This window comes from Edwardsiella piscicida (assembly GCF_001896205.1).
Classification (GTDB): Bacteria; Pseudomonadota; Gammaproteobacteria; order Enterobacterales; family Enterobacteriaceae; genus Edwardsiella; species Edwardsiella piscicida.
The window spans coordinates 2,806,637-2,809,693 of sequence record NZ_MPNU01000001.1 but is presented as its reverse complement, the minus strand read 5'-3'; the positions used below and the strand labels follow the sequence as shown (position 1 = coordinate 2,809,693).

General features: G+C 53.8%; 5 protein-coding genes and 1 pseudogene. 5 read left to right on the top strand and 1 reads right to left on the bottom strand.

From position 1 onward, the window contains the following. The 3 genes and pseudogenes from BRD58_RS18335 to BRD58_RS12880 form a co-directional block, all read left to right on the top strand. A pseudogene (locus BRD58_RS18335) lies at positions 1 to 87 on the top strand (LexA family protein); the annotation flags it as partial. Between the two features lie 14 nt (positions 88 to 101). Further along, a complete protein-coding gene (locus BRD58_RS12885) occupies positions 102 to 1,145 on the top strand; it encodes a DUF968 domain-containing protein (RefSeq protein ID WP_073383292.1) in 1,044 nt (347 codons plus the stop codon). A gap of 19 nt (positions 1,146 to 1,164) precedes the next feature. After that, entirely contained in the window at positions 1,165 to 1,839 is a 675-nt protein-coding gene (locus tag BRD58_RS12880) for a hypothetical protein (protein WP_173790614.1), read from the top strand. Positions 1,840 to 2,019: 180 nt separating this feature from the next. Here the strand turns inward: BRD58_RS12880 and BRD58_RS12875 are convergent, their stop codons facing one another. Next, complete coding sequence (locus tag BRD58_RS12875; protein WP_014526529.1) at positions 2,020 to 2,298, bottom strand: hypothetical protein; 279 nt, start codon at positions 2,296 to 2,298, stop codon at positions 2,020 to 2,022. Between the two features lie 199 nt (positions 2,299 to 2,497). On the opposite strand from BRD58_RS12875, the gene BRD58_RS12870 reads away from it, so the two are divergent. Both BRD58_RS12870 and BRD58_RS12865 read left to right on the top strand, forming a co-directional pair. Next, positions 2,498 to 2,869 (top strand): phage holin family protein, encoded by a 372-nt coding sequence (locus tag BRD58_RS12870; protein WP_014526530.1) that lies wholly within the window; start codon positions 2,498 to 2,500, stop codon positions 2,867 to 2,869. Next, a partial coding sequence (locus BRD58_RS12865; RefSeq protein ID WP_073381687.1) for a phage holin family protein occupies positions 2,866 to 3,057 on the top strand: 192 nt, incomplete at its 3' end. The genes BRD58_RS12870 and BRD58_RS12865, both read left to right, overlap by 4 nt.

The window sequence follows — 3,057 nt, the reverse complement described above, 5'->3', positions numbered from 1 at the left end:
CCCAACGCCGCAGAAGATCACCTTAAGGCATTGAGTCGCAGTGGCGCTATTGAGCTGATCCGCGGTACTGCTCGTGGTATTCGGATCCGGGAGACAGCGTAATGCGCATGCTGTTTACCGCATACCCGCAGCGGAGTGCAGGCGTTGTCCTGCTTAAAACCGGAAAACTGACGTGCCGTTTCACCGATGGCCAGCGCGTGATGCTGGCCGATGTACCCGCGGCATTTCATGATAGCCCCGCCGGCGAACTGGTATCTGACCAACTGATTGCTGCGGATCCTGTCTGGCGCCCATTCTTTGCACATGAGCGCGTGCAGAAGGCCGCGGGCTTGTACATGAACTTTTCGGAATATTTGGAAAATTTCCACTACTGCCAGTGGAAAGGTGTGCGCGATGGATACCACGACATACAGCTGACCAATACCGATGGCGAGCATGGTGGTGCCAGGCTGTGTTGGACCTGCGACAACGCCATGCGCGGCACGGATGGCAAGTTGTTTATAGCACTGTGCGAGAAAAACCGCGCGGAGTGGGTGATTGAGGCTGCCCGCCGCGGGCTCAAGCTGCCGGAGGGGCATCAACTGACATGGGCGGAGCTGTGTTGGTGGGCTTTGGAGTTCGGTGTCACTGACCTGATCCCCGGTGGCATTGCGCGCCGGATCACTGGCGTAGAGCCGGAGGAGATCACCGGCGTGATGAGTGAGTCAACTATCATCCCGGATCGGCCAACGGCACAGGGAGTTCTGGCTGCCAAGGTAGAGGCGGCGGAAGCCTCCATCCCCCAGGAGAAAATGAAGCCGGTGATCAAGCTGGCGGCTGATGAAGCGCCCGCGGCAGGCTTTATGCTGCGCCCCAAGCTGCAGCGCTGGGAGAGTGAGAAGTACACACGCTGGGTGAAGACTCAGCAGTGCAGTGGGTGCGGTAGTTCTGCTGACGATCCGCATCACATCATCAATTCAGGTCTAGGGTTGGGTGGTGTCGGAACCAAGACCCATGACCTGTTTGTGATCCCGCTATGCCGGCGGTGTCACGACGAGCTGCACCGGGACGTCAGTACCTGGGAGCGGCAGCACGGCAGCCAGATAGAGCTGCTAGTGCAATTCCTCAATAGGGCGCTGGGCATTGGCGCCATCCTTAAAGCGTAATGTGTGGAGAGCGCTGAACATGACTTTGAAAAATTCTCAGAAGGGATCGGCCTCGCGTGCTAATAAGCAAAACGCGTGGGTGACGGTAGCAGGGGCGCCGCGTCGCTCTTATTTAGGGAAGTATCGCCGGCTAACACCAGCTCAAAGCCGATGGGTCCGTTCGCTTTTAAACCATTGGGGTGGGATGTATGGCGGTAGCGGTGTAGAGCACCTCTCTGGCAGTGGGGGATTGTGGTCAGTGATTTTGACAGGGTGGACAGGAGAGCAGCAGGAGCGGATCGCCTCTGTCCTGTCTGACCTGCGCAGGATGGGATACAGCGGACAGGCACTGTTTGACCATGCGAAGGCCATTATATGGCCTAAAAAATCACTCTCTAGCTTGATCGGTAAGGCCGTGGATGAGGATGAGGCCGAGTTTATGGAGGCGGTTATCCTGAAGTCATTCGCGTTATCTAGCCCTGTTTATGTGATCGGTAAGGATTACTACACCCGGCGCAACACGATGAACAGTATGGCCAGGTGGATGCAGCAGCATTACGCCCCCTTCTTAACGGAGAAGCAGTGTATTGATCGGGTGCGTTGGTGTATTGAGTTGTTCAATTCTGCGGTCTACTTCACGCTTATGAATGCTCTGTGCGCCGAAAATGCAGAAACTTGCAAAAAAGACTTGAAAACGAGTTTTGAAGCTGCATAATTAAGTTACGCTTAGCGAAGCTGCGCCGGCTCGGCAGCCAGCAAAAGCGAAACGAATTTGATTAACCCGCCATTGAGCGGGTTTTTCGTTTTTGTCCGTAGCAGTGCTGGTATACGATTAAAACGATGCCGATGGGCGCGCATCGTGGGTTTGGTTTGTCAATAAGCGATAGGTCATCGCTCAGTCCAGAAAACTTTTTTTATCTTTAACCAGAAATCCAGAGGATGTTCCTTCTGGATAATCCATTAGCCTGTTAATGAATGTCTTTAAATCATTACCGTGATGCAATGATGTTAGTGAATTGTTGATGTCGCTCTTGAGCTCCCTTACCAGATGGCCTGATGGGTCGATACGCTCAATTGTTTTTACTATGTTGTGAAATATAAGGCTAACGGCCTGCTCTCTGACAACCATCATTATTTTTATTTGGTCTAACTCTGATTTCGTCTCGTAATCCATGCCGCCTCCCAGACCATGATTAACCAGCCATACCTTAAATATCTATTTCAAAGTATAGATTAACCATGGCTCGTCAGCGGTTGCGATAACCAATATCTATTTTCCAATGAGTGGCCATTAGTGGCGCGCTCTCTGCTTGCCTGGGCGAGCAATCAACTATCGCCCAGCGTTCGCTGAGCGCGAACAAAAGGAGCTATCCATGAGTGATCCGCTAACCGGTACGGGGTCGGCTGCCGGGGCGTTAGCTGGGGTGACGTTTGTCGGGATTTTTTCTGGCGCAGACGCTGGCGTAGTCATTGCGGCGTTTGCGGGGGCCGTTGTTTTTGTCCTATCGGCTGTGGAGTTTCCCGCGTGGAAGCGCATCGCTTTTGGCTTTGTGTCGTTCCTGATGGGGGTTATTGCGGCAGGGTTTACGGCATCGATTATCGATTGGTTTCTCCCTGACCAGGTCGTAGTCGATAAGCCGATCGGTGCGTTGGTGGCGAGCGCCTGCGTTATCTGGGTGCTGATGTTCATCATCTCGAAAGCCAAGAACCCGCCGCCCCTGAATTTTAAAGGGGGTGGCAAGTGACGATCGATCTGTTTCTGCTTCACATCAATGCAGCTGTGTGCGGGGTAATCGCCATGCGGCTGCTGCTGTTTCGTCGTAATGGCTCGCAACATAAGCGCTTGGGCGCTGCTCTGGCCTATGTGCTGATTGTGGCGTCGGCATCGGTGACGTTCCGGGTGCTGATCGGCGTGTATCACGCTGTCGATATC